General features: G+C 43.1%; 27 protein-coding genes. 8 read left to right on the top strand and 19 right to left on the bottom strand.

Going from position 1 to position 23,994, the window contains the following annotated elements; translation table 11 throughout:
• The first annotated feature begins 384 nt into the window (after positions 1 to 384).
• Positions 385 to 1,461, top strand: a complete 1,077-nt coding sequence (locus tag V1500_RS04480; protein WP_409304407.1) for an FUSC family protein — start codon at positions 385 to 387, stop codon at positions 1,459 to 1,461.
• 61 nt (positions 1,462 to 1,522) lie between these two features.
• Here V1500_RS04480 and V1500_RS04475 read toward each other — a convergent pair whose 3' ends face one another.
• The 6 genes from V1500_RS04475 to fabL all read right to left on the bottom strand — a co-directional run bounded on the left by V1500_RS04475 (position 1,523) and on the right by fabL (position 8,168).
• The gene (locus tag V1500_RS04475; protein WP_409304406.1) at positions 1,523 to 1,990 is read right to left on the bottom strand and encodes a MarR family winged helix-turn-helix transcriptional regulator; all 468 of its coding nucleotides are present in this window, start codon (positions 1,988 to 1,990) and stop codon (positions 1,523 to 1,525) included.
• Between the two features lie 83 nt (positions 1,991 to 2,073).
• On the bottom strand, positions 2,074 to 3,822 hold the full coding sequence (locus V1500_RS04470) for an ABC transporter ATP-binding protein (RefSeq protein WP_409304405.1): 1,749 nt from the start codon (positions 3,820 to 3,822) through the stop codon (positions 2,074 to 2,076).
• Between the two features lie 99 nt (positions 3,823 to 3,921).
• Positions 3,922 to 4,449 (bottom strand): DUF402 domain-containing protein, encoded by a 528-nt coding sequence (locus V1500_RS04465; RefSeq protein WP_409304404.1) that lies wholly within the window; start codon positions 4,447 to 4,449, stop codon positions 3,922 to 3,924.
• Positions 4,450 to 4,804: 355 nt separating this feature from the next.
• On the bottom strand, positions 4,805 to 5,059 hold the full coding sequence (locus V1500_RS04460; RefSeq protein WP_409304403.1) for a YgaB family protein: 255 nt from the start codon (positions 5,057 to 5,059) through the stop codon (positions 4,805 to 4,807).
• A 274-nt stretch (positions 5,060 to 5,333) separates the two neighbouring features.
• On the bottom strand, positions 5,334 to 7,337 hold the full coding sequence (locus V1500_RS04455; protein WP_409304402.1) for a gamma-type small acid-soluble spore protein: 2,004 nt from the start codon (positions 7,335 to 7,337) through the stop codon (positions 5,334 to 5,336).
• Between the two features lie 81 nt (positions 7,338 to 7,418).
• Positions 7,419 to 8,168 carry an enoyl-[acyl-carrier-protein] reductase FabL gene (gene fabL, locus V1500_RS04450; protein WP_409304401.1) on the bottom strand — a complete coding sequence of 250 codons (750 nt, stop codon included), beginning with the start codon at positions 8,166 to 8,168 and terminating at the stop codon, positions 7,419 to 7,421.
• Positions 8,169 to 8,260: 92 nt separating this feature from the next.
• On the opposite strand from fabL, the gene V1500_RS04445 reads away from it, so the two are divergent.
• Complete coding sequence (locus V1500_RS04445; RefSeq protein WP_409304400.1) at positions 8,261 to 8,485, top strand: hypothetical protein; 225 nt, start codon at positions 8,261 to 8,263, stop codon at positions 8,483 to 8,485.
• A gap of 28 nt (positions 8,486 to 8,513) precedes the next feature.
• Here the strand turns inward: V1500_RS04445 and mutY are convergent, their stop codons facing one another.
• A complete protein-coding gene (gene mutY, locus V1500_RS04440; RefSeq protein ID WP_409305912.1) occupies positions 8,514 to 9,587 on the bottom strand; it encodes an A/G-specific adenine glycosylase in 1,074 nt (357 codons plus the stop codon).
• A 162-nt stretch (positions 9,588 to 9,749) separates the two neighbouring features.
• Between mutY and V1500_RS04435 the strand changes: the two genes are divergently transcribed.
• Entirely contained in the window at positions 9,750 to 10,730 is a 981-nt protein-coding gene (locus tag V1500_RS04435; RefSeq protein WP_409304399.1) for a metal-dependent hydrolase, read from the top strand.
• Between the two features lie 60 nt (positions 10,731 to 10,790).
• Here V1500_RS04435 and V1500_RS04430 read toward each other — a convergent pair whose 3' ends face one another.
• A complete protein-coding gene (locus tag V1500_RS04430) occupies positions 10,791 to 11,057 on the bottom strand; it encodes a YfhJ family protein (protein ID WP_409304398.1) in 267 nt (88 codons plus the stop codon).
• Between the two features lie 121 nt (positions 11,058 to 11,178).
• On the opposite strand from V1500_RS04430, the gene V1500_RS04425 reads away from it, so the two are divergent.
• On the top strand, positions 11,179 to 11,340 hold the full coding sequence (locus V1500_RS04425) for a small, acid-soluble spore protein K (protein ID WP_409304397.1): 162 nt from the start codon (positions 11,179 to 11,181) through the stop codon (positions 11,338 to 11,340).
• A 32-nt stretch (positions 11,341 to 11,372) separates the two neighbouring features.
• Here V1500_RS04425 and V1500_RS04420 read toward each other — a convergent pair whose 3' ends face one another.
• The gene (locus V1500_RS04420) at positions 11,373 to 11,711 is read right to left on the bottom strand and encodes a YfhH family protein (RefSeq protein ID WP_409304396.1); all 339 of its coding nucleotides are present in this window, start codon (positions 11,709 to 11,711) and stop codon (positions 11,373 to 11,375) included.
• 168 nt (positions 11,712 to 11,879) lie between these two features.
• On the opposite strand from V1500_RS04420, the gene V1500_RS04415 reads away from it, so the two are divergent.
• Positions 11,880 to 12,107 carry a hypothetical protein gene (locus tag V1500_RS04415; RefSeq protein ID WP_409304395.1) on the top strand — a complete coding sequence of 76 codons (228 nt, stop codon included), beginning with the start codon at positions 11,880 to 11,882 and terminating at the stop codon, positions 12,105 to 12,107.
• Here the strand turns inward: V1500_RS04415 and recX are convergent.
• A complete protein-coding gene (gene recX, locus V1500_RS04410; protein WP_409304394.1) occupies positions 12,104 to 12,910 on the bottom strand; it encodes a recombination regulator RecX in 807 nt (268 codons plus the stop codon). The genes V1500_RS04415 and recX overlap by 4 nt on opposite strands.
• Positions 12,911 to 12,978: 68 nt before the next feature.
• Here recX and V1500_RS04405 point away from each other — a divergent pair, with 68 nt between their 5' ends.
• From V1500_RS04405 to V1500_RS04395, 3 genes are all read left to right on the top strand, one after another.
• Positions 12,979 to 13,896 carry a TIGR01777 family oxidoreductase gene (locus V1500_RS04405; protein ID WP_409304393.1) on the top strand — a complete coding sequence of 306 codons (918 nt, stop codon included), beginning with the start codon at positions 12,979 to 12,981 and terminating at the stop codon, positions 13,894 to 13,896.
• A gap of 83 nt (positions 13,897 to 13,979) precedes the next feature.
• Entirely contained in the window at positions 13,980 to 14,105 is a 126-nt protein-coding gene (locus tag V1500_RS04400) for a YfhE family protein (protein ID WP_409304392.1), read from the top strand.
• 92 nt (positions 14,106 to 14,197) lie between these two features.
• Positions 14,198 to 14,371 (top strand): YfhD family protein, encoded by a 174-nt coding sequence (locus tag V1500_RS04395; RefSeq protein ID WP_409304391.1) that lies wholly within the window; start codon positions 14,198 to 14,200, stop codon positions 14,369 to 14,371.
• Between the two features lie 42 nt (positions 14,372 to 14,413).
• Here the strand turns inward: V1500_RS04395 and V1500_RS04390 are convergent, their stop codons facing one another.
• The 9 genes from V1500_RS04390 to V1500_RS04350 all read right to left on the bottom strand — a co-directional run bounded on the left by V1500_RS04390 (position 14,414) and on the right by V1500_RS04350 (position 23,870).
• Positions 14,414 to 14,866, bottom strand: a complete 453-nt coding sequence (locus V1500_RS04390) for a Crp/Fnr family transcriptional regulator (protein ID WP_409304390.1) — start codon at positions 14,864 to 14,866, stop codon at positions 14,414 to 14,416.
• A 506-nt stretch (positions 14,867 to 15,372) separates the two neighbouring features.
• The gene (locus V1500_RS04385) at positions 15,373 to 15,564 is read right to left on the bottom strand and encodes a hypothetical protein (protein WP_409304389.1); all 192 of its coding nucleotides are present in this window, start codon (positions 15,562 to 15,564) and stop codon (positions 15,373 to 15,375) included.
• A 191-nt stretch (positions 15,565 to 15,755) separates the two neighbouring features.
• Positions 15,756 to 17,312 carry a fatty acid--CoA ligase gene (locus V1500_RS04380; RefSeq protein WP_409304388.1) on the bottom strand — a complete coding sequence of 519 codons (1,557 nt, stop codon included), beginning with the start codon at positions 17,310 to 17,312 and terminating at the stop codon, positions 15,756 to 15,758.
• A 27-nt stretch (positions 17,313 to 17,339) separates the two neighbouring features.
• Entirely contained in the window at positions 17,340 to 18,488 is a 1,149-nt protein-coding gene (locus tag V1500_RS04375) for a thiolase family protein (RefSeq protein ID WP_409304387.1), read from the bottom strand.
• A gap of 49 nt (positions 18,489 to 18,537) precedes the next feature.
• Positions 18,538 to 19,683, bottom strand: a complete 1,146-nt coding sequence (locus V1500_RS04370) for an acyl-CoA dehydrogenase family protein (protein ID WP_409304386.1) — start codon at positions 19,681 to 19,683, stop codon at positions 18,538 to 18,540.
• A 30-nt stretch (positions 19,684 to 19,713) separates the two neighbouring features.
• On the bottom strand, positions 19,714 to 21,237 hold the full coding sequence (locus V1500_RS04365) for a class I adenylate-forming enzyme family protein (RefSeq protein ID WP_409304385.1): 1,524 nt from the start codon (positions 21,235 to 21,237) through the stop codon (positions 19,714 to 19,716).
• A 117-nt stretch (positions 21,238 to 21,354) separates the two neighbouring features.
• A complete protein-coding gene (locus V1500_RS04360; RefSeq protein WP_409304384.1) occupies positions 21,355 to 22,122 on the bottom strand; it encodes a 3-hydroxyacyl-CoA dehydrogenase in 768 nt (255 codons plus the stop codon).
• A gap of 166 nt (positions 22,123 to 22,288) precedes the next feature.
• Complete coding sequence (locus V1500_RS04355; RefSeq protein WP_409304383.1) at positions 22,289 to 23,095, bottom strand: HD domain-containing phosphohydrolase; 807 nt, start codon at positions 23,093 to 23,095, stop codon at positions 22,289 to 22,291.
• A gap of 202 nt (positions 23,096 to 23,297) precedes the next feature.
• A complete protein-coding gene (locus V1500_RS04350) occupies positions 23,298 to 23,870 on the bottom strand; it encodes a hypothetical protein (RefSeq protein WP_409304382.1) in 573 nt (190 codons plus the stop codon).
• Positions 23,871 to 23,994: the final 124 nt, after the last annotated feature.

Here is a 23,994-nt window from a genome sequence, read left to right as displayed (position 1 = left end):
TATAAAAAAGCAAAAATCTATGCGTTTTATTGGAGGCATCGCATGCGAGCATAAAATGGGTCCCTTCATACCTAATCTGGCCGGGTTTACAACGGTCAGATTTTTTGTTGGATAAGCTTTTAAACTTGATGACGTTTTTTGATATTTTTCTTGAATATCGAAGATAAACCCTGTATATTACATTATTGATTACTTTATCGTTTTGATGGATTAGATTTGTATCTCCATGGAATAACGATGTTATTCTACCCTAAGAAAGGGTAGAACAATTATTAACAGATTGACACCGCCTATAAACATTAACAAACAGGCAGTTGTGCACAATATATAGTGGAATAAATTAATTAATTTATTGTATAACATACGAAAGGATTTAATATATTTATGAAACTTGGTGCCCGCATTATTAAGACGGGAATCGCAATAGTTTTAGCTCTTTATCTATCCCAGTTATTAGAGTTGCCATCACCTGTCTTTGCCGGGATTGCAGCCATTTTTGCCATTCAGCCGACCATTTATCGTTCATACCAATCAGTACTGGAGCAAATACAGGGAAATTTGGTTGGTGCGTTTATAGCGGTTTTGTTTGTCCTTCTTTTTGGAAATCACATTTTTATCATTGGACTAGCCGTTATTATTGTAATAACAATTAATTTAAAATTAAAGATGCAAAATACAATGACCCTCGCAATTGTTACCGTCATTGCAATTATGGAAAGCCAGCAAGAAAACTTCCTAGAATTTGCTTCTATACGATTCGGTACAATTCTTTTAGGTATTATGAGTTCGTTTATCGTGAACCTTGTATTTATTCCTCCGAAGTATGAAACAAAGTTTTATAGCCAAATATCCGATACTACTGAAGATATACTTAAATGGATCCGCATAAGTACAAGGCATGCATCTGAACATACACTACTGAAAAAAGATATAGATCGTTTAAAGGATAAACTGCTAAAGCTTGAGCAGATATACTCGATGTATAAAGAGGAACGCTATTATCTTAAAAGAGACAGCTTAACGAAATCCAGAAAGCTTGTTGTATACCGGCAGATGCTGGTTACTGCCAGAACGGCTCTGGAAACCCTGAAAAGGATTCATAAATTTGAAAATGAAATTTCCTTAATGCCTGAAGAGTTTCAATCCAGTATCCAGCACCAGCTTGATAGTCTGATACACAGGCATGAACAGGCAATTTTAAAATATGCTGGAAAAATAAAAACGGCATACAAAGAGGATTTAAACGATCATTGCCTTAGCAGAATAGATATATTGCCTTTCTTTTTTGCACAGCAGGAAAAACTATCTGAAGAACATGCAGAAGTTTCTCCGCGATTGGTACCGTTAATTGCAGCGATCATTGAATATGATGAGCAGCTGGAGCATTTGGATTTGTTGATTAACAGCTTCCAGTCCTTTCATAATAATGAAATATCCATACCAGATGAATCTGAGGAGTAGTTTCTGACAAAAACAAAGGGCAGTTCCAAAAACGGAACTGCCCTTTTTATTGAACTTGATTTTAAAAACTATCCGATGCAGCTGACATAGCCTGCTCCAGTTTATTTAATTTGTCCTTGAATTCCTCCAGTTCTTGATCTTCAAAAACATTAAAGAATGTTCCCAATGTTTCATTGTGTTTTTCAAGAACTTTTGCGAATAAATCATTGCCCTTTGGAGTCAACTCCAGCATTACTACTCGCCTATCTTCTACTGAATGGCTTCTAGTTACATATTCCATTTCCACTAAGCGATCCATAAGCACTGTGATTGCGCTGGGCTTAACATTAATATAATCTGCGAGCTTCGTCACTCTTACCGTTCCCTGCTGCTTTAAAATCGTCAGTATATAAAAATGCGGCGGAGTAAGTCCATACGGCTCCAGGTTCCGTTCCACAACGGCCCGCAGTTTTCTTCGAATACTAAAAATGCTCATTTCAATCTGATTGGTTGTATCCCATTTAACGTCCAGCTTTCTCCCTCCTTTCAAAACCGTTCTCCCATGGTCTGTACATCCGTTTGAAAACACTACGCTATGAGCCGGGTTAGCCATGCCCGTCGATTGTCCCTGCCTCAGGTTTCTAGCAGCTGCACCTGGAAGAGCCTGTGGTAATGTCCCTGCAGATTCATCAATTCTTCATGCCTTCCAATCTCGGCTATTTCTCCGTGCTCAATCAATACGATCCGGTCAGCATGGGTTATGGTAGATAATCTATGTGCTACAATAAAGGTCGTCCGATCTTTTGCCAATTTTTCAAGTGCCTCCTGAATCAGATGCTCACTTTCCAGATCCAGTGCAGAGGTGGCCTCGTCCAAGATCAATATAGGGGGATTCTTTAAAAATACCCTTGCTATGGCAATCCTCTGCTTTTGTCCTCCGGAAAGCTTGACTCCCCTTTCACCGACCTTGGTGTCATATCCTTGAGGAAGGTTTGTAATGAATTCATGCGCATTGGCTGCTTTGGCTGCACGGATGACCTCTTCTTCGGCAGCTCCCGGTTTTCCCATTAAAATATTGAATTTAACAGACTCGCTGAATAGGATATTGTCCTGGAGAACCATGCCAATCTTATCCCGCAGGCTCCTCACTTTAAAATCGCGGATATCAGTCCCATCCAGTAAAATCCTTCCTCCGCTCACATCATAAAAACGGGGGATAAGGCTTACAAAGGAAGACTTGCCGCCCCCGCTCATACCGACCAATGCTATCGTCTCACCTTTTTTAACGGTTAGATTAATATGTTTTAATACAGAATCCTCATTTTCATCGTAGCTGAAAGTGACATCCTGAAATGAAATGTCTCCCTCAACCTCGCGGAGCTCAATCGCTCCAGGCTTGTCATCGATATCGTATTTTTCATCAGTGAATTCAAACACACGATCCATGGAAGCCAGTGTCTGGGTCATCGTGGTAGAGGAATTGACAAGCCTCCGCAACGGATTATACAATCGGTCGATAAACCCTACAAATGCAACCATCGTCCCCATTGTGAGCTCGCCCTGTATTACCTGATAACCAGAGTAGCCAATTACAATAAGAGGAGCAATGTCCGTTATGGTATTTACGACCGCAAAGGATTTTGCATTCCAGCTTGTGTGCTGCAGCGCCTTATCTAGAAAATTTCTATTTTGCTTATCGAATTGTTCCTGTTCAAAATCCTCGATTGCAAAACTTTTGATGACAGGCATCCCCTGAACTCTTTCATGGAGATGGCTCTGGAGGTCGGCAAGCGCTTGTGACCGTACCCTTGTCATTTCCCTAAGCCTGCCAAAGAAATGTTTGACCGAGAACGCATAAAATGGGAGAAGCGCCAGAGAAACAAACGTCAAGGTAACATCCATTGTGAACATGATCCCGACTGCTATTATTATCGTGGCGATATCAAGCCATAGATTCATCAATCCTGTGATGACAAAATTCTTTGTCTGCTCTACATCATTTATGACTCTCGATATCACTTCGCCTGCCCGAGTGTTGGCATAATATTTAAAGCTCAGCTTTTGAATATGGGTGAAAAGTTGGTTCCTAATGTTATAAAGTATTTTTGTACCCGTCCATTGGGCAAAATATTGTCTATAATATTCAATAGGAGGCCGGAGAACTATAAAAATAAAAAGCATGATACCCATTACCCAATAAAGTTTAGCCGTTTTTTCTGCATTCTCTAATTCAGAATTACCTACAATATCATCGACAACATATTTTATCAATAGCGGAATCAAAAGCGGAATAGCAAACTTCAATAATCCGATAATAACGGTTCCTGTAATTTGCCATTTATAAGGTTTTACAAATTGCATATATCTCTTTACGCTGTTCACATGAAATACCCCGTTTTCCCTTTATTTTGTCTTATATGAATCGCATCTTTCCTGGTCAAATAAAAACCTGTTGATCAATACAACAGGCTCCCTCCATTATTAACGATAGGTTAAAAAGCGTTCATACCATGTATCGATAAACTCTGCGGAAAAAGGTCCTTTTCTCTGTCGGATCATATAAATTAAATAATCAACATTCTGTTTCAAAATTTTATCAATAACATGAGGGTAATTCATTTCTGACTTGTGCCGCTCATATTCATCTTCATCCAATAAGTGGAACGTCATATCCGGAAACACTTTAATATCCAGGTCATAATCGATATATTTTAGTGCCTCACTGTCATAGATGAATGGCGAACTAATGTTGCAATAATAATATACTCCATCTTCCCGTAGCATGCCGATAACATTGAACCAATATTTAGAATGGAAATAACATATCGCTGGTTCTCTCGTAATCCACGTCCGCCCATCAGACTCAGTTACCATAGTGCGGTCATTTGCCGCAATTACTAAATTCTGTGTCCCCTTTAAAACGGTGGTTTCTTCCCATATTCGGTGGATATGCCCGTTATGTTTATAGCTATGGATTTGGATCTTTCCTCCTTCATTGGGACTCCCCATGTTCTGTCTCCCTACTTTCTCTGAACGTTTGCATGCTGACATTTTTTACAAATAAATTTTCGTTCTATTTTTTCTTATATTACTTTATTATAGCGATTTATTGAAAAATTTAAAACAAAAGAGGCTAACCTGGCATTGAAATTACTAAAAAACCATGTTTCGGAGTGAATTTGTTGTTTGCACGCAAATTCTCCCTGAACTTGGAATGTAAGCAATCACAATTTGCAGGTTAGCCTATTTCTCATCTTATTATGTTTAAAGTTTAATTTTTCTAGAGTAGGTCGAACACGAGCAGAATCATACAGGTTCAGGTCCGCTGGCATAGAGAAGCATCTGAATATATCATGTCCAGCCTTTATGTAATCGTTCTATAGCCGTCCTGGTAGCAGCGGATCACTTCTTCCGTCTGCTGTTCAAATTTTTCCTGAATTCCTAAAAGCTCTGCTTTCATTTTCTTGATTTCTTCTTTAATTAACACCTGACTCGTTTGCCCTTGCAAGGAAGAGTGTTGGTATTCCATTTCTTGGCATCTTTCAATTTCACTTTGTAAAAATAATAATTGTTCCATTGTCTTCATTTGTTCATTTATCAAACTATCGAACTTTTCCATAAAAAACACCTCACCCAATATATACTTGCCTGCTAAGGTATTCTTTATTCCTATTTCATCTCCTTTGACTTTATATGTTACCCAAAGGGAAGTTTTGTCGGAAGCCTACTCTTTGTTCATATGTCAAATTATGTAACTGCAAAAGGCATCCCTCTAGAAGGATGCCTATCGGTATTTTTTTCGAATATGTTGCCTTTCGTGATCAAGGAATATTATGCAAGTGAGAGCCGCCGGACGGTTCGCCTTGCATGGACTTATCTACACCATATCCTGATTAGGACATGGAACCTGTAGAGCCGCCCCCTCCTGACATTCCAGCCGCGCCGAACTGGCTAGCAAATTCTGTTCCGAATTGGCCGGCTACTCGCTGCGGCGACTGGGCCGCCGCCTGCTGGTTCTGCCGTCTTACTTCCTGTACGTCAGTCTGTCTCTCATTGCTCACACCGCCAAATTGGCTGCCGAATTCTGTGCCGAACTGGCTGCCCTGCGTCAAGCCTGCTCCAAATGAGCCTGCCTGAGTCATTCCGGCCATTCCTGCTACGCCGAACTGGCTGCCGAATTCTGTACCGAATTGGCCTCCCACACGCTGCGGTGACTGGGCTGCTGCCTGCTGGTTCTGGCGTCTTACTTCCTGTACGTCAGTCTGTCTCTCATTGCTAACACCGAATTGGCTGCCGAATTCTGTACCGAACTGGCTGCCTTGTGTCAAACCAGCTCCAAATGAGCCTGCTGCCTGAGTCATTCCGGACATTCCTGCTGCGCCGAACTGGCTGCCGAATTCTGTACCGAATTGGCCTCCCACACGCTGTGGTGACTGGGCTGCTGCCTGCTGGTTCTGGCGTCTTACTTCCTGTACGTCAGTCTGCCTTTCGTTACTCACACCGAATTGGCTGCCGAATTCTGTACCGAACTGGCTGCCCTGTGTCAAACCAGCTCCAAATGAGCCTGCCTGAGTCATTCCGGCCATTCCTGCTGTGCCGAACTGGCTGCCGAATTCTGTACCGAATTGACCTCCCACACGCTGTGGTGACTGGGCTGCTGCCTGCTGGTTCTGGCGTCTTACTTCCTGTACGTCAGTCTGCCTCTCGTTGCTCACACCGAATTGGCTGCCAAATTCTGTACCGAACTGGCTGCCCTGCGTCAAGCCTGCTCCGAATGAGCCTGCCTGAGTCATTCCTGCTGTGCCGAACTGGCTGGCGAATTCTGTACCGAATTGGCCTCCCACACGCTGCGGTGACTGGGCTGTTGCCTGCTGGTTCTGGCGTCTTACTTCCTGTACGTCAGTCTGTCTCTCATTGCTAACACCGAATTGGCTGCCGAATTCTGTACCGAACTGGCTACCCTGCGTCAAGCCTGCTCCAAATGAGCCTGCCTGAGTCATTCCGGCCATTCCTGCTGCGCCGAACTGGCTGCCAAATTCTGTACCGAATTGACCTCCCACACGCTGCGGTGACTGGGCTGTTGCCTGCTGGTTCTGGCGTCTTACTTCCTGTACGTCAGTCTGCCTTTCGTTGCTCACACCGAATTGGCTGCCGAATTCTGTACCGAACTGGCTGCCCTGTGTCAAGCCTGCTCCAAATGAGCCTGCCTGAGTCATTCCGGCCATTCCTGCTGCGCCGAACTGGCTGCCGAATTCTGTACCGAATTGACCTCCCACACGCTGTGGTGACTGAGCTGCTGCCTGCTGGTTCTGGCGTCTTACTTCCTGTACGTCAGTCTGCCTTTCGTTGCTCACACCGAATTGGCTGCCGAATTCTGTACCGAACTGGCTGCCCTGCGTCAAGCCTGCTCCAAATGAGCCTGCCTGAGTCATTCCTGCTGCGCCGAATTGGCTGCCGAATTCTGTACCGAATTGACCTCCAACCCGCTGTGGTGACTGAGCTGCTGCCTGCTGGTTCTGGCGTCTTACTTCCTGTACGTCAGTCTGCCTTTCGTTGCTCACACCGAATTGGCTGCCGAATTCTGTACCGAACTGGCTGCCCTGTGTCAAACCAGCCCCAAATGAGCCTGCCTGAGTCATTCCGGCTGTGCCGAACTGGCTGCCAAATTCTGTACCGAATTGGCCTCCGACCCGCTGTGGTGACTGAGCTGCTGCCTGCTGGTTCTGGCGTCTTACTTCCTGTACGTCAGTCTGCCTTTCATTGCTTACACGGCCGAACTGAGTTCCGAACTCTGTGCCGAATTGGCTTTGTCCTGCAAGAGCCTGCTGGTTTTGTTGTCTTACCTGTTGAATGTTTGTGCCAGTTTGAGTAATGTTATTATAGTTTTTTGCCATCATTTACTCACCTCCACAATAGTAATGTGTCCATGAGTTTACATGACTATCCAAAAAACTTTTATGGTATTTCATTCCACCTATTTACATCAACAACGAGCGTCCGCCATCAACAATGATCGTCTGCCCGCGAATCATTTCTGCACTATCTGAAATTAAAAACATGACCGCGTCTACCATATCTTCCACATCAACCATTCTTCCGGCCGGAGTCTCTTTGGCAGCATCTGCCAACAGCTCCTCCCGATTAGGAAAATGCTTAAGAGCCTCCGTATCTACGGCTCCTCCCGATACAGCATTTACTGCAATATTTCTGGTAGCAAGTTCGACAGCAAGGTAACGTGTCAACGCTTCAAGAGCGGCTTTCGAAACACCTACTGAAGTATAGTTCTCCAAAACTCTGATCGATCCCAGTGAACTGATACTCACCATTTTCCCGCCGCCATTTTTATCCATCAAACGCGCTGCTTCCTGCGCGCAGAATAGGAAGGCCTTGCTATTAATCTCCATTGTCCAGTCCCAATGCGATTCTTGGAGCTCCATAGCCGGCCGCAAAACACCCGAGGCTGCATTGCTGACAAATACATCCAGTCTGCCAAACTCCGCTTCTATTGCTTCAAACATTGTCTTTATCTTGGCTACATCCCCAACATTAGCTTTCACTACCAGCGTTTTTCGCCCCAAAGCCTCAATTTCTTCTGCAACCTCTAATGCCTTAGACTTACTCCTTGCATAGTTAATTACAATGTCATATCCCTCTCTGGCCAATCGCAACGCTGTCTGTCTTCCAATTCCGCGGCTTGAGCCTGTTATTAATGCGACTTTATTCGTCATGTGTTTATTCATCCTTTCAAAGTGGAAATACATTTATAAATACGGTTCGTGCAATAATAAAATGAAGCTAACAAATTGAAGGAGTGTTTGATATGTATGTAGGCCGTGATATGACTGAACTTTCGATGCTGCCAAGATCAGAATGGAAGGACAGTGAACTTTCCTATTTCCACCACTCCCTGCAGCAAATGGCACAATATTTAAACCAGGAAGGCCTATCCATCCACCAGGGAATCATCGAAGAAATTGAAAATCGCGGCGGATTGGACAGGCATGAGGCAACATATACCAACGGGACAGAAGTGACCTTCGATTAACACTCAGGGCATGCAGATTTTGCATGCCTCATTTGTTGTGATAAGCATCATACAGCTTTTGATACGGGACTGGAAATGCATAGCTTTCAAGCTCATGCTGGTCTACCCATCTAAGCTGGTTGTCATGTAGGGTGACTGGATCAATCTCTTCTAAAACGCCCCCGCTAAAAGCATCGATTTCCCAAACCAGGTGAGAAAAAACGTGCTGAATCCTTGTAATCTGTTCTCCCAATTCAACCTTCACTCCATATGCCTCATAAAACTTTGTTTTAAACAATTCCCTTTTATTCATTAAATGATTCAGAATTTCAAAGCTTGGAAACTCCCATAGATTTGCAAGCAGCCCTGTTGCCGCACGTTTGTGTATAAGGTATCTCCCAGCTTCATCTCGTATGATGGCAGCTGAAAGAAAGACGTCTCTGCTTTTCTTCTTTAGATGCTTAACAGGCAATTCTGTCTGCTTCCCTTTTTCAAACGCCGCACAGTGCTCTCGCACAGGACACAGCAAACATGCCGGGACTCCCGGAGTACATATAAGCGCCCCCAATTCCATTAAGGCCTGATTAAAAAAAGAGGGGTTATCAAAGTCAATCAATTCCCTTACAGCTGCTTCAAAGATTTTTCTGGTTTTGGGTTTGGCAATGTCTTCGCTGATTAACAATATCCTTGACAGTACTCTCATTACATTTCCGTCGACTGCAGGCTCCGGCTTTCCATATGCTATGCTTAGGATAGCTCCTGCAGTATAAGGTCCTACGCCCTTTAATTTTGATATTTCTTCAGCTGTGTCGGGAACCGTTCCTCCATAGCTTTCCTGCACTTCTTTAACAGCGCTGTGCAGATTCCTGACTCTGGAATAATAGCCTAATCCCTCCCATGCCTTCAAAATCTTTTCTTGATCCGCTTTCGCAAATTCTTCTAACGAGGGAAACCACTCAATAAATCTGTTGAAATAGGGAATCACTGTCTCTACTCTGGTTTGCTGCAGCATAATTTCGGAAACCCATACCTTATATGGGTCCTGATCCTTCCTCCAAGGGAGGTCGCGTTGTTCTTTTTCAAACCATGAAATGAGATCATTCCTAAATGCTTCAATATTCATGGAAGAAGTTTTATAGTCATCTGTCACGATTATTCCTCCTAGATGTTAAATTAGTATCAAAAAAGGGAATATACTAATAAGATAGCTTACGCACCCCAGGCATATCATAAATGATAGACTGGTGCGTAAAACACGCAAAGCAGGAACAGGAGGTTACTCCCTTTGGATACTGGCACACATTTCGTCATGGGCATCGCACTCGGAGGACTCGCCACCCTTGATCCTGCGATTGCAAATAGTCCGTTGACAGCGCAGGCTGTCATGGTCGGCACTATCGCGGGATCACAGATACCAGATATCGATACTATCCTAAAATTACGTAATAATGCGGTATATATTCGGAATCATCGCGGCCTGACACACTCATTGCCATTTGTTTTAGCCTGGCCGGTATTGATAACCGGTGTTCTATCTTTGATTTTTCCCTATACAAATGTACTTCATCTGTGGCTATGGACATTTCTAGCTGTTTTTCTACATGTATTCGTTGATATTTTCAATGCATACGGGACACAGGCAATCCGCCCTATATCGAATAAATGGGTGGCCCTGGGCATTATTAACACATTCGATCCTTTTATTTTTGGCATACATGTTGCCGGCCTTATTTTATGGGCTTTCGGTGCACCGCCTGGATACATGTTTTTATCGATATACGGCATATTAATTATATACTATATTGCGCGCTTCCGAGAGCAAAGGCTCATTAAGCAGGCAGTCAAGGTACAAATTCCGGAGGCAGTCAAAATTATCATGTCGCCTACAATGAGGTACCATCATTGGAAAATTGCCGTACTAACACCCAAACAATTCTACGTGGCCCGTGCAAATAATGGATACGTGACAATTCTGGATAAATTTGAAAGAAAGCCGCTCCCGGAAAGCCCTGTATTAAATGCTGCAAAACATGATAAAAACCTGGCAGCCTTTCTCTCATTTTCCCCCATGTACAGGTGGGAAATACTAGAATCAGAAGACCATTTTGAAGTACGGTTTATTGATTTACGATACAGAAGCAACGGGTATTATCCATTTGTGGCAGTAGTACAGCTTGATCGTAACCTTAAGATAACTAACTCCTATACTGGCTGGATTTTCAGTGAAGCCAAGCTTCGAAAAAAAATCGATATATTGCCCAGTTAAAAGCCGATTTGAATGAAATTGTGTTCATTCAAACCGGCTTTCTTGTTGTTGCGCAGAATATCAGTGGATTTTTCCCTTATCTCCTATTAATCGTTTATACTTGGGGTTATTCCCCAAAAACTCATGAAGCCTTTCACCGTAATTTTCAATCCATTGGGTAACGACTTTTGCTGTCATAGCTTCACCCGCATATTCATGCCCTGCTTTTGCATACGTAGCTTCAAAATCCTCCCACAGGAGCTCAACACTAGTCTGGGCTTGCTCGTAAGACAGTTCCTTATTCTTTTCCAATAAACGCTTGATCAATGGCTCATGATACTCATTCATTATTGCACCACCTCTGTCCATTCGATTTATTTAAATCAGTTTTTATCATATACTGTCTTCATTTACCCATACTACTAATACGCGGAAACGCGTAAGATTCATACCGTTTGGAGGGATGGCAATGAGAAATAAAGCACATGATTTTCCGTACCCTGAAAACCATAGAATTCAAGGAATGCCGAGAGCAAGAGCGGAATATGCATCCAAGCGGGCGGATGGTTCAATCAACACTAATCCTAAGGGAAGAATGAGTGAATCAACTAAAAGACAGTTTGAAGAATGATAAGCAATTTACCGCGTTAACGGAGAATCTATTCAAAGATTCTCCGTTGCCTTTTCAAGGCTTTCAGAAAGCATAGAAATCGGCAAAGCTTCTTCTTTGCCATCTCCATTCAGCCTATACCCCCACGCAAAGACACCTTTTAAATACTCTACTTTAAAATGGGTTCCAGGTGCACCTTTAATGTGGTAAATGCCAGGCTTAAAATCTTCCGGATTAAGCAGGTAGGCTCTCGCCATTACCGCTTTTCTTTCAAGAACGGCAAATTCATTAACCATCCCCATCTGTTCAGCTTTCCTGGCCTTTTCCATTAAGTCAGCTATCTCCTGCTGTAATTCATGTTGAGTCAATGTACTATATCTTTTTTCAGTCATTTGCCACACCTCATTTTAAGTTATCCTGCTTATATATAGGAAGTTCAATTCGCATCCGGTTTCACTGGAATCCAGCATCATGCTTGGAAACTCAGCATAGCTGGCTGCCCGGCTTTCGTAATTAATATATTATACGGCACTATAAAGCGCGGCAAGAGGAACTCATAAATGCCGCATATTATAAGCATTCATTTTTCATTGTTTAAAACAGCGATGGCCGCCCAGGAACTCAGACCGTTTAACAATCTTGCCAAAAGGGAAATAAAGGATGGCAAAAGCAGTAATCAACCATACATTTCCGAAGAACCATATCTCCAATACCATCTTACCTTAAGGAAGGAACAACACACTCAGCACCTGGAATTACTGAAGACGATTTACCGAAAAATAGTCTAATTTTCATGTCTATCCAGATAACGTTCAATCAAATCTATTTGAAACCCTTTACGGAACAATGCCTGCTTCATTTTATGCCGATATTCATAATCTGAATATTTGTTTAGCCGGCGAGAAACCTTCTCAGCCTGGATTGATAGAGCGTGCCATTCATCTCCTTCAGGTTTTTCTATAACTATATCCTGCATGGCATTGGCAATGGCATCTGAAGAAAAGCCTTTTCTATATAAGCTCTGTTCAATTTTTTGTTTCAGAAGATTTGCTGATGTATTTTTTTCCTTTACTATCATTTTTTCCGCAAGGATTTTGGCATGCTCTACTTGAATATCATAAGGGTATTGCAACAGTGCTTGCTCGATTTGGATATCGTTTAGCCCTTTATCCTTTAGTTCACGCCTTAAGATGATTGGGCCCTTTTTTCCGCCATTCATATGTGTACGTACAAAGGCCTCCCCGAAAGCCAGATCATCGAGATATTTGTATTGATACAGCTTATGAATGGCTTCCTGGATAATGGGAGCCTCGACTTCCTTTTGTTCGAGGTACGTCCTGACTTCATTTTCGGATCTCATTCTATGCGATAAATAGTTTAGCGCCATAGAAACAGTTTTTTGAATGTCATCATGGAATTGTATTTCACTTAGATCCAATTCATCCAATTCCATGCCTTTTTTTAACTGATATTTAAGAAGTACATCTTCATCGACACTAAAAGCATACTCTTCGCCTTTGCCGTAATCCATAAATATATTAAACCGGTCTGCGCGTTTTTTTTGGGTTGTTATTTTTGTAATCTGCGGCATACATATACCCCCTAACACTTAATGTATCACAATTTGCATTAATCTCGCTTTTATGAAGGAGGCTTATTATGAAAATAGCAATTGCTGGCGGCACCGGATTTGTAGGAACTGCCTTAATCGAATTTCTTCTTCAGCATCACAGGGAACCATCTATCTATATCCTTACTCGGAATCCGCAGAAGTATAAGGAAAGAAGGAGCCTGCACTACGTCGGATGGCTGACCGCAGGCTCACATCCTGAATCGGTCCTTGAAGGAATCGATGTATTCATTAACCTTGCCGGCGAATCATTAAATAGCGGCCGCTGGACAGACGAAAGAAAGAAGAGAATAGTCGATAGCCGGGTAGAATCGGTTAGAGAGATGGTACGAATTCTGGCTATGTTAAACAAGAAGCCGGAAACCGTCATCAATGCCAGTGCAATAGGATTTTATGGCATGTCCGAAACAGCTTCCTTTTCGGAGGAATCCCCTTCCCTTGGACATGATTTTTTGTCCGAAACCGTAAGGATTTGGGAAAGCGAAGCTAATAGGGCTGAGAAATATACCTCCCGAATGGTATATGCACGCTTCGGGGTCATCCTTGGAAAACATGAAGGTGCACTGCCCAATATTGTGCTGCCGTATAAGCTATTTGCTGGCGGAACAATTGGCAGCGGAAGACAATGGTTATCATGGATACATATCGAGGATGCGGTAAGGGCACTAAACCATTGTATAAAAAATAATTCTATAAGCGGTCCCATCAATATAACATCCCCGCATCCGGAAAGGATGAAAGAGTTCGGCAAATCAGTGGCCCACGTTTTGCAGCGTCCGCATTGGCTGCCTGTACCTGCTTTCATGCTTAAATTATTCCTGGGTGAAATGAGTACCCTTGTACTTGCAGGACAGCATGTGTCTCCCAACAAGCTGCTAAACAGCAATTTCCAATTTAAAAATCCTCATCTTACAACTGCACTTGAAGATTTGCTGCTGGGCCAATAATATCCCTGCAAGATTGCAGTGAATGGTATGGGACATTTGCAAAAAGGGAAAAATGGAAATATATCATAAAAGGAGGAATTAAATTGGAGCACAAGAAAAAAGATAAAACTACAAGGACATTAACAAGCACCCAGGAGGTACTTTACAATCGGGAATTTAGAAACGCCGACCGTGCGGGAGGATATGTGGATAAGAGAAGCAGACAGTGATTAAGGTTCGTACAGCTATTCTTACATACATAGAAGGCAGATAAGAGTACACAATAAAGCTGAAACACGACTTTTTTCTGGGAGGTACTACGATGGGAAATGACAGTCGGAACGAGGCTAAGAAAGACATTTATAATAGAAGCATCAAACGGGATGGCCTCGATATTGAATTCTCAGAGGAATTTGCAGATCAAGACGATGTGGAGGCTCAAGCCCGGTCTGCTGCTGCAGACGAACGAGCAAGAAAAAGACAGCAAAATCAATAAGTTAGAACAGGGAGCACTAAATTGCTCCCTGTACTAGCTGCTTCAATGATGCATTGCGGGTCTGCTATCATTATTTTTAGGACCCGTGTCTGTGTAACGCTTTATGAATGGGATTATGTACCTGTCTGCTCCATAATAGTATTCTCCTGTCCCCGCAAATAATAGAATCATAACAACAGTATTTGGAGCCGGGTTAGTGCTTGTAGTACCTGCAAGCGTGAAGTTCAGGTTGATAAACACTCCTGCGAGTAAAGCAGGGATGGTAGCCGCTCCAAGGACCAATCCTATTCCGACTAACAATTCACCCCATGTGATCATGAAATTAATTACCTCTTCATTGGCGATGCCATGTTTTAATACTGCTGTGTACCATCCCGCAACCGCCGGACGCTCACCCCCAGCTTGCGCAATGGCACCTTTCAAAAAGCCAGCAGTATCGAAGCCGTCCGCAACTTTATGCCAGCCAGCCTCTAACGATTGTATACCTAGCCACATTCTTAATACTGCCCATATCATTCAAGTCAGGGGACCATTTTTCCAGGTTGCATTCATTTTACCTATTTTGATAAAAGTTTGTGAGTGAATTCACAAATTCTGATAAAAAAATATACTGCTCAGCCAGCCAGATTGGGTAGAAAAGACTATATTATTTTGTAAGTTGTTTCTCAATCTTTTTTACAACCTTATAATGCTCCAGCACCTAACAATATCAACAGAAGCCACAACTAGTTCATAATTATCTCTATATTCTGATTAAATTGTCACTTATCAACAGAACTTATACACAATATTGTGGATAATGTTGATAACCGCTTTCAAAACCGTCCTATCAACTCACTTTATTCACATTCCATTTTATGTATTTTCAAAGAGTATGTGGATATCTTTTCTCTATCCTTTTTGGACGTTATTTTAGGCTTGTAGATAAAAAGTCCTATAAATGAACCAAAAAAGTATTTCGTCCTGCATCTTCCCAGGGCGAAATACTGCCTGACGGTAACTCATTCATTTGTAATTTCGAATAATGTGTCAATTTGAATCCAATGTGGTTTAATATGAAATTCCCGTGCTTTTTCCATTACCAATCTTCGTGCGGCATCCTGCTCACTCTCTGCTTTCACTAAACTGCGGCCTTCAAAGAGATTATTTTCTTCTAAAAAGGCATGCCATGTAATTCGAAAAGTTTTATCCACGGCTAATCCCCTCCTGCTGCTCTGTAGTTATGGTGACTTCATAATTGTCTTGCAGCATATTATGTTTATCGGCCATATCGGACCATTGTTAAGGGGCGGGGAGGTCTGTATGACAACTTATAACCTCCCATTTGCCTTAGCAATTATCGTATGTGGATTAAAAATAACCTAAAGTCTCTGTGTGATTCATTTCATGAATATAGCTCTTCCAGCCTCTTTCTCAACATGAATTTCTGTACCTTGCCACTTGCATTCCTTGGCAGGGACTCACAGAAAATATATTTCCGCGGCCGTTTATAGTTTGCAAGAGTATCACTATTTTTGCACCACGACTCTAATTCCGCTTCTGTCATTGCAGTGTCCTTAGAGACAATAAATGCAGTTACTGTCTCTCCCCAGTGGTCGTCAGGCTGCCCGATCACCGCACAGTCCAATATACCTGGGTGCGAAAACAGTGTGTCCTCCACCTCTCTAGGATATATATTTTCTCCGCCGCTTATAATCATATCGTCCACACGGTCCTTCACCCACAAATAACCTTCTTCATCAAGATAACCGATATCGCCGGAATGGTACCACCCTTTGTATAAAGCTTTCTGATTGGCCCCATCACGATTGTAATATCCCATCATCATGCACGGTCCCTTCACCAGGATTTCGCCTGTTTCTCCCGGAGCCATCCGGTCGTCCGGATCAGAGGGCCCGTCTTCACGCGGGCGTGCAATGATGATCTCATGGTTCAGGCAGGCCTGGCCCGCCGAACCGGCTTTGCTGATTTGGTCTTCATCAGACAGCAGCGTGATGGCTGGACCCATTTCAGTCATGCCATACGCCTGAACAAGTGCAATAGCTAACTTATCCTTGCATGCCATAACCAATGCAGGAGCCATGGGAGCAGCGCCATATAAGCCAAATTCAAGACTTGATAGATCATATTGCTGCAGATCCTCCTGCAGTAACATATTCCACATGGTAGGAGCAGCAAAGAATTTGGTTATCCGCTCAGACTCGGTAATGGATAATACCTGTTTTGGCTGAAATTGATGCAGTATCACATTCTTTGCACCTGCATGCACACGGGGCAAAAAGTTACAATGCAGCTCTGCACAATGAAACATAGGGGCTGCGATGAGGCCAACATCCTTGTTTGTAAGCCTGCAGCCATTTATGCATAGCATGCTTTGCTCGTACATATCCCTGTGTCGATGCATGACCCCTTTAGGGCGGCCAGTGGTCCCGCTTGTGTACATAATGGAATACAGATCATCCTCATTCACTTGTTCTGTCAAATCCAGTTTGGGAGCTGCATCTGCTTTTTCATGAAAATTTTGAGCATATGATGGAGTATCCCTGTCGATGAACCAGAATGCGATTTCTGGAAAACGGTTTTCAATCCCGGCCACCACTTGCTCCAACGCACTTTCAAAGATGACAACTTTAGGACGGGCATCCTGCAGGATGAATGCAAGTTCTTCACCCATCAGCCTGAAGTTTATCGGATTGAAAACCGCACCGATCTTCGCACAAGCAAAGTAGGCGGTGGCCAGCTCTTCATTATTGAATAGGAATGTTGATACTCTGTCCCCTTTTTTTACACCTTCTTGCAATAATGCATGTCCTACCGCGTTGACTCTGCTGCTCCATTCCTTATAGGTATACCGCACATCTCTTCTTACATCATACAGCGCTTCTTTGTCGGGGAACTTTTTTACCGTTAAATCAAAAATATCGCCTATTGTGATTGACATCTCGGTTCCTCCACCCAATTATATAGATTATAAACGCTCAATTATCGTAGCATTCGCCATGCCGTAACCCTCGCACATTGTCTGCAGTCCAAAACGGCCGCCTGTCCGCTCAAGTTCATGCATCATAGTTACCATCAGTCTTGCCCCGCTTGCTCCAAGCGGATGGCCAAGTGCTATGGCGCCGCCATTCGGATTCAATTTATTCGGATCTGCCCCGATTTCCTTTAACCATGCCAATGGAACAGGCGCGAATGCCTCGTTCACTTCAAAAATATCAATATCTTCTACAGACAGTCCGGATTTCTCCAAAACCTTCTGTGTAGCAGGGATCGGCCCTGTCAGCATAAGCGTTGGATCAGATCCGACAACAACTCTGGTCAGAACACGGAAGCGCGGTTTAAGACCCAGCTGCTCCGCTTTACTCTTTTCCATTAGAAGAAGTGCTGCTGCCCCATCACTGATTTGACTTGAATTTCCCGCATGAATAAGGCCATCTTCTTTAAAGACGGTTTTCAGTCCTGCCAGCGCCTCTAGGCTGGTTTCCTGCCGAGGACCGGAATCTTTCGTTACCTCGATTTTTGATCCGTCCGGAAGAGTGACATTCAGAGGAATGATTTCGCGATCAAAATATCCTTCTGATTGTGCTTTTAGTGCCTTTTGATGGCTTTCTACCGAAAACCGGTCACATTCTGCACGGGTAAATCCGTATAATTCCGCAATCCGTTCAGCAGACACTCCCTGGTGAATGATGTCATATTTATTAGTCAGCTGCTCGCTTCTTTTTGCCCCTTGAAGGCTGGAGCCAATAGGTACCCTCGACATGTTTTCCACACCTCCGGCAATAACTGCATCCATGTCACCGGCAAGAATGGCCTGTGCCGCGAAATGGACAGCCTGCTGGCTGGAGCCGCATTGCCTGTCAATGGTCGTACCTGGCACTTCGATTGGAAACCCTGCAATCAGTGAAGCAATCCTCGCAATATCGCCTGACTGCTCCCCTACCTGGCTCACACACCCAAATATCACATCTTCCACTATTGAAGAATCGATTCCTGCCCTGCTTACAAGCGCCTTAAGCACTTCTGCTGCCAAGTCATCCGGACGTACATCCTTCAATAAGCCATTGCGCCTTCCAACAGGTGTTCTTACGCCTTCTACAATTACTACTTCCCGCATTGAATTCTCAACCCCTTAAAATATTGATTTGTGATGCTTGCCAAACACTTTATAAACCCAGGTTCTTCGCGATAATCGTCTTCATAATTTCATTTGTTCCGGCATATATGCTTGCTACCGGGATATCACGATATCTTCTGGCAATCTTATATTCTTCCATATAGCCATAACCGCCATGAAGCTGCATACATTGGACTGCAATGTTCCTGGCTATTTCTGTAAACTTCCATTTCGCCATGGAAACCTTTGTGACAATGTCCTCACCCGCAATATGGCTTGCGATCAAGTGGTCAAGAAACACCCTCCCCATTTCTACTTCCGTTGCCATTTCTGCAATCTTGAATTGGGTATTCTGAAATTTTGAGATGGAAGTTCCAAACGCTTCCCTTGTTTTTACATATTCAATGGTAGTCTTCAGCATTTCCTCGGAAGCTATCTGTGCTGAGATGGCAACAAGCAACCGTTCCTGCTGAAGTTTCTCCATCAGGTACAAAAATCCTTTTCCCTCTTGTCCGATCAGATTTCCCTTTGGTACCCGGCAGTCCTCAAAAACGAGCTCAGCTGTGTCCTGTGAATGTAACCCTACCTTATTCAGCTTTCGTCCTCTTGAGAACCCCGGCATCCCTCTTTCAATCACAATCAGGCTTACACCCTTATGCTTAGGGACAGCAGAAGGATCCGTCTTACACGCAACAAGCACTAAATCCGAATGGATTCCGTTGGTTATGAAGGTCTTTTGTCCATTTACGATGTAATGGTCACCATCCAAGATAGCTGTCGTTTTTATGTTTGCAAGATCCGAACCTGTGCCCGGCTCTGTCATCGCAATCGCGGATATGATTTCCCCGGTGGCACATTTGGGAAGCCACCTTTGCTTCTGCTCCTCTGTGCCATATGAACTGATGTACGGCACAACTATATCATTATGAAGCCCAAGCCCGACAAGTGCGGACCCTACACGTTCCAATTCCTCGTTAATGACTACTGAGAATCCCCAGTCGACACCGGACCCTCCATACTGCTCATCAATATCAGGACATAAATAGCCTTGAGAGCCCATGCGCTCCCAAAACGACCTGGGAATAATACGGTCCTCCTCCCACTGGTCATAATATGGATAAGCTTCCTTTTCCAAAAATTTTCGCAGCGACTTGCGGAATATTTCATGTTCATCAGTTAAATATAAATGCTTCAATTCCATTGCTCCTCTTTAACGTAATCATTTCTATACATGAAAGGTTTGCAGTTTTTTTCTAAGCTGGTATTTTAATATTTTTCCTGAGGCGTTTCTCGGAAGTGCTTGTTCATAGAAGATTTTTCGTGGAATTTTATAGCCGGCAAGTTTTTTACGGCAGAAGCTTAGGAGATTACTTTCATCTATCGCTGCTCCTTCTTTCGGTACCAGGATTGCACAAACGGTTTCACCCCATTGTTCATCAGGCAATCCGATCACCGCAGCCTCAAGTATGCCCGGGTATTCATACAGTACTGATTCGACTTCTATAGAGTACACATTTTCGCCGCCTGTAATGATCATGTCTTTTTTCCTGTCAACCAGGGTTATAAAGCCTTCATCATCAATGGTGGCCAAATCCCCGGTGTACAGCCATCCATCTTTAAAGACCTGCCTTGTTTCTTCAGGCTTATTGTAATATTCCTTCATCATTGTGGCTCCACTCAGAACCATTTCTCCTGTCTCTCCAGGCCGAACATCATTTCCCCTGTTATCAACCACCCTTGCATCAGTCAGGTACATAGGTTTACCGCCCTTCCCCAAATGATCCTTATGGGCGTCAGGCTCAAGCATGATGCCGCCTGGCCCTCCCTCTGTAAGACCGCACAGATTATAAAACTGGTCTGTCTTAAATAATTCCATGCTCTTCCGTACAAGTTCGGGGGCCATTGGGGCAGCACCGTATCCGCAGCGTGACACGGATGACAGGTCAAACTCCCCTGAATTCGGTACCTGCAAGAGAAAGTTATACATAGCGGGAACGCCAAAGAAAATCGAAATCTTTTTCTCCTGAAAATCCTTTAAAACCTGGGGCGGGTTGAATTCAGGCCTGATAAAATGAGTAGTCCCGAGAACCACTCCAGGTATAAGGAACAAATTCAGCTGTGCCGAGTGAAACAGCGGAGCAAGGTGAAGCAGCCTGTCCTTGCGGTTAAGACCCATTCCTGCCATCATGTTAACGCCTACCTTGAATACCCGGCCGTGATCAAACAATGCTCCTTTTGGTTTTCCGGTCGTACCGGATGTATAAAGAATTTCCAGATCATCCTGTTCTAGTACAGCCACTCCCGGCTCATCTGAATTTTCAGCAAGTATGTCATGATAGCTGACATGTTCTTCTCTCTTGTTTTCTCCTACAATTACAACGAATCTTACTTCTGTGTTGTCTTTTGCTTCACCAATGACGTCTTCTAATTCGGCATCGCAGATTACCATTTTTGCATTTGACTGTTCCACAATATATTGGACCTCAGATGACGTGAGCCTGAAGTTAATCGGAACGGCTACAGCCCCCAATTTAGCTATAGCGAAAAAAGAAAATGCAAAGTACTCGGAATTTTTCATGAGGAGAGCAACCTTATCAGATTTTTTAATTCCCAGCTGATTCAGCCCGTTAGCAAGCCGGTTTACCTGGTTGTTGAATTCATAGTACGTATAAGTCCTTCCGTCGCATTCTATCGCTAGCTTTGAACCTAGCTTTCTTGCATTTTGCGTTAAATAAGAACCGATATCCACACCATTTCCTCCTCATAAAATCATATTATCGCTCGTAAAATCATGTCGTGAACATTACGATAAATTCTTTTTCGATTTATGAAAAACCAGGTGCAAAAACTATCACTCTTTTATAATTCACTTCGGCTGCATCCTTATAGCACCGTCAAGACGGATTGTCTCGCCGTTTAACATAGGGTTTTCAATAATACTTTGAGTGAGCTTCGCAAATTCCTCCGGATAACCAAGACGCGATGGAAATGGCACCATCTTGCCAAGTGACTGTCTCGCTTCTTCCGGCAACGTATCAAATAGAGGGGTATGGAATAACCCGGGAGCAATCGTCATCACCCTTATCCCGCTGGTGGCCAATTCCCTCGCTATAGGCAGTGTCATTCCAACGATACCGCCTTTCGAGGCACTATACGCTGCCTGTCCAATCTGCCCTTCAAATGCAGCAACCGAGGCTGTATTGATGATAACTCCCCTTTCCCCCGATTTATTTTGTTCATTATGTACCATTTTCTCTGCAGCCAGCCGAATAACATTGAAAGTTCCTATTAAATTTACCGATATTACCTTCGAAAAACTGCCAAGATCATGGATCCCACTTTTACCTATTACTTTACTGGCTATGGCAATCCCAGCACAATTTATTACAGTATTCAGGACACCAAACTCCTCCACTGCCCGTTCAATTGCACTTTGCACATCTTCTTCCTTTGTTACATCTGTTTTTACAAATAACGCTTGATCCCCCAGTTCTCTTTGGAAACGCTTACCTTTTTCCTCGGAAAGATCGAGAATCACTGCCTTGCCGCCCTTGGTTACAATATTTCTTACTGTCGCTTCGCCAAGACCGGAAGCACCGCCGGTCACTAAGGTAACCGCTTGATTTATATGCATTTACAGCCCCCCTGGAAAAATTCATAATATTTCGATTACGGTACTATTTCATTATATCAAAACACAATTAAATCTAACACAACTGTTGTAAAAAATTAACAGAAACTCCTTGGGACTTTTTGAAAAAAAAAGAGAAACTTATTAGTCCCTCTGAAAATCATAAAAACTATTCAATTTTTCCTTCTTCCCTTAGAATCTCTTCCAGGGCATTGACTATTTTTTCATCATATTGAATTCCAGCCAGCCGCTTTAGCTCATCCATGGCATATTGTGCTGTGAAAGCTTTTCTGTATGCCCGGTCCTCAGTCATGGCGTCGAAGGTATCGCTTACAGCGATTATCTTTGCTTCTAGCAGGATCTCTTCCTCCTTAAGACCACATGGGTATCCTGAGCCATTTAGACGCTCATGGTGCTGAATGATAATACTTTCGAGATGCCTGTAACCTGTGTTTTGAACCAGTTCCGCTCCGTCACTTGGATGCTTTTTTATTACATCGAATTCTTCATTCGTTAGTTTTCCAGGTTTATTTAAAACTTCTTCCGGGACCCTTACCTTCCCAATATCATGAAGTTCTGATGCGAAATATAAATCCTTGAGCTGATTCTGCGAAAGATTGAGCTTTTTTGCAATTTTTACTGCATATTGCGCTACCCTCTCACTGTGCTTAAACGTGAAAGGATCCCTTTTTTCAGCCTCGGCTATCATGTCACGCAGACTGTGAATGTCATCACTAACGATGTGGAAAGCAGGTTCAGTTATCACCCAGAGATACTCTACCTCAGTCTTGGCTTCGAAATAAATTGGTTCTTTTAATCCGTTTACGGAAAAGGCATCTTGAGCTTTCAACACAATTTCTTTACCTTCGTGTTCATACCTGATAACACCTTTTAAGATATAAAAAAATTCAATTACTTCTGGGTTTGTACTGGGATATATATAAAACATCTTTCCTGGCATTATTGTTTGTTGCATTATTTCAACACCGTCGCCTCGCGCCAGAAGACTGATGTTAGTGGAATTGTTTGAGACATTTTCTAGGTATGATCCTTTTTTTATAATTCTTAGACCTTCCACTTTGTGTTCTCCTTTTTAGTAAGTAAAAAATGGGCTCTAATTAGAAGAACCCATTTTTTACTTATTTTAACCTATTATTCTATTATATGACAATATGTTCTTAGTGACCCACTACCTGTACGGGATCAATCCAAACCCATCTGTGAGCGATTTTGACGTGTTTCCATACGCACTCTGCAGTAATGCCGTATTCTGCAACCTTGGCAATAGTTTGTGCTGTCATTTCTCTTGTCAATACATCAAGGTCGTTGATCAACCGATCCAGGTCTGCATTAAAGGCATCCGTGCGCTCGGCAAAGAATGAAGATTCTTCACTTAAGACAGCTTCCGCATTGCTGACTTCCGTTTCAATTTGGGCTAATTCGTCTCTGATAGCAGCTGCCCGTTCCTCATTTGTTTCGTTTAGTAACTGTGCTTCCAGGCTCGATTGTTCTTCTCTCAAATCAACAATTACATTAGATCCCTCAACAGACTGAATATCAGTAAAATATTGGCTTTGCAGGGCATCTGCCGCAGCTACGGCTTTAGCGATTTCGGCATCAATTGCCGCATTGGTATCCTCAATAAGCTGCAAGCCTGTTTCGTACCCCTCCGTTTCGGAAGCAAATGCTGCCGTCCCGAATGTCAATGCAAGGAACATAGTAAATAACATTGTAATACTCTTCTTTAACATTCTTATCTCCCCCAAGATTTCGTGGCTGGCCAATCAGCAATAAAAATCCCCCTGACAAAAGCCGCCATTTTTCTGCTTTTTTACCATTATATACTATATAATCCTATAATTCCATATCTCTATT

Source organism: Peribacillus sedimenti, assembly GCF_046237635.1.
In the GTDB taxonomy this organism is placed as follows: domain Bacteria; phylum Bacillota; class Bacilli; order Bacillales; family DSM-1321; genus Peribacillus; species Peribacillus sedimenti.
This window is presented reverse-complemented; position numbering and strand designations above follow the sequence as displayed.

Coding starts and splice junctions, on each gene's coding strand:
- V1500_RS04480 (WP_409304407.1), top strand. CDS start 385: ATGAAACTTGGTGCCCGCATTATTAAGACGGGAATCGCAATAGTTTTA.
- V1500_RS04465 (WP_409304404.1), bottom strand. CDS start 4,449: ATGGGGAGTCCCAATGAAGGAGGAAAGATCCAAATCCATAGCTATAAA.
- V1500_RS04460 (WP_409304403.1), bottom strand. CDS start 5,059: ATGGAAAAGTTCGATAGTTTGATAAATGAACAAATGAAGACAATGGAA.
- V1500_RS04455 (WP_409304402.1), bottom strand. CDS start 7,337: ATGATGGCAAAAAACTATAATAACATTACTCAAACTGGCACAAACATT.
- fabL (WP_409304401.1), bottom strand. CDS start 8,168: ATGACGAATAAAGTCGCATTAATAACAGGCTCAAGCCGCGGAATTGGA.
- V1500_RS04445 (WP_409304400.1), top strand. CDS start 8,261: ATGTATGTAGGCCGTGATATGACTGAACTTTCGATGCTGCCAAGATCA.
- mutY (WP_409305912.1), bottom strand. CDS start 9,587: ATGAATATTGAAGCATTTAGGAATGATCTCATTTCATGGTTTGAAAAA.
- V1500_RS04430 (WP_409304398.1), bottom strand. CDS start 11,057: ATGAATGAGTATCATGAGCCATTGATCAAGCGTTTATTGGAAAAGAAT.
- V1500_RS04425 (WP_409304397.1), top strand. CDS start 11,179: ATGAGAAATAAAGCACATGATTTTCCGTACCCTGAAAACCATAGAATT.
- V1500_RS04420 (WP_409304396.1), bottom strand. CDS start 11,711: ATGACTGAAAAAAGATATAGTACATTGACTCAACATGAATTACAGCAG.
- V1500_RS04415 (WP_409304395.1), top strand. CDS start 11,880: ATGCCGCATATTATAAGCATTCATTTTTCATTGTTTAAAACAGCGATG.
- recX (WP_409304394.1), bottom strand. CDS start 12,910: ATGCCGCAGATTACAAAAATAACAACCCAAAAAAAACGCGCAGACCGG.
- V1500_RS04405 (WP_409304393.1), top strand. CDS start 12,979: ATGAAAATAGCAATTGCTGGCGGCACCGGATTTGTAGGAACTGCCTTA.
- V1500_RS04395 (WP_409304391.1), top strand. CDS start 14,198: ATGGGAAATGACAGTCGGAACGAGGCTAAGAAAGACATTTATAATAGA.
- V1500_RS04390 (WP_409304390.1), bottom strand. CDS start 14,866: ATGTGGCTAGGTATACAATCGTTAGAGGCTGGCTGGCATAAAGTTGCG.
- V1500_RS04380 (WP_409304388.1), bottom strand. CDS start 17,312: ATGTCAATCACAATAGGCGATATTTTTGATTTAACGGTAAAAAAGTTC.
- V1500_RS04375 (WP_409304387.1), bottom strand. CDS start 18,488: ATGCGGGAAGTAGTAATTGTAGAAGGCGTAAGAACACCTGTTGGAAGG.
- V1500_RS04360 (WP_409304384.1), bottom strand. CDS start 22,122: ATGCATATAAATCAAGCGGTTACCTTAGTGACCGGCGGTGCTTCCGGT.
- V1500_RS04355 (WP_409304383.1), bottom strand. CDS start 23,095: ATGCAACAAACAATAATGCCAGGAAAGATGTTTTATATATATCCCAGT.
- V1500_RS04350 (WP_409304382.1), bottom strand. CDS start 23,870: ATGTTAAAGAAGAGTATTACAATGTTATTTACTATGTTCCTTGCATTG.